1 pseudogene is annotated in these 942 nt (G+C 56.7%); it reads right to left on the minus strand.

Annotated elements, in window-relative coordinates:
* Nucleotides 1–195: 195 nt before the first annotated feature.
* Nucleotides 196–912: pseudogene (locus Q4543_RS24430) on the minus strand (DDE-type integrase/transposase/recombinase); the annotation flags it as partial.
* Nucleotides 913–942: the final 30 nt, after the last annotated feature.

Consider the following 942-nt stretch of genomic DNA (forward strand, 5'->3'; position numbering starts at 1 on the left):
CACGCGATGAAGGACTGGCACAAACTCAAGCCAGAGCTGTTCAAGAAACAGCCATATTACCTGCCGGGATGTGACAGGTAGCGTCATTCATGGTGGTGCGTCCTCGATGGTTGGTGGTTTGTTTGGCAACATCAAACCAACCAGATGCACCGCCAGCTTTCAAACCGCCCAAACACCAGATTCAGCCATAGCTCTGGTCCAGGGGTGGTTCGGCTTAGTGAGCCTATGTTCGATCCCATTCGCCTCACAGATCATGTCCAAGCGCATCTGACGCGATGATGCGGTGTTCCGGTTCCGAGGCTGCTCGGCGAACTGAATGCCATTGTCAGTCAGGATCGTGTGGCTGCGATAGGGAACCGCCTTGAGCAGAAGCTCGAGGAACTCCCACGCGGTCTTTCGATCTGCCTTGTCCACGAGTTGGGTGACGGCGAATTTGCTCGTTCGGTCAATGCCGACAAAGAGGTAGAGCTTCCCCTCCACCGTCTGAACCTCGGCGATGTCGATATGAAAGAACCCGATCGGGTAGCGCTTGAACTTCTGTCGCTTTGGTTTTTCCCCCTCGATGTCAGGCAGGCGCGAGATGCCATGTCGCTGCAGACACCGGTGCAACGCCGAGCGGGTCAGGTGCGGGATTGATGGCTGCAGGGCATAGAGACAGTCATCCAGCAGCAGCAACGTGTGTCGCCGAAATGCGACGATCATCGCTTCCTCAGCTTCAGTGAGAACGGTTGAACGCGGCTCTCTCGGCCCGGTCTTGAGATCTTCGGCGGTGGCTCGCTTTCGCCACTTCGCGACCGTCTTCGGATTGATGCCCAGCTCTTGGCTCAGTTGCGCGAGCGAAGCCTGCGATCGCTGTATTGCTGCTCTGACAGCGTGCGTGGTCGTGGCGCTACCATGACGAACTTGTCCCATAATGCTTGCTTCCAACCTTGAGAAAGGATC

Origin of the sequence: Salipiger sp. 1_MG-2023 (assembly GCF_030547555.1) — a bacterium.
Taxonomy (GTDB): Bacteria; Pseudomonadota; Alphaproteobacteria; order Rhodobacterales; family Rhodobacteraceae; genus Salipiger.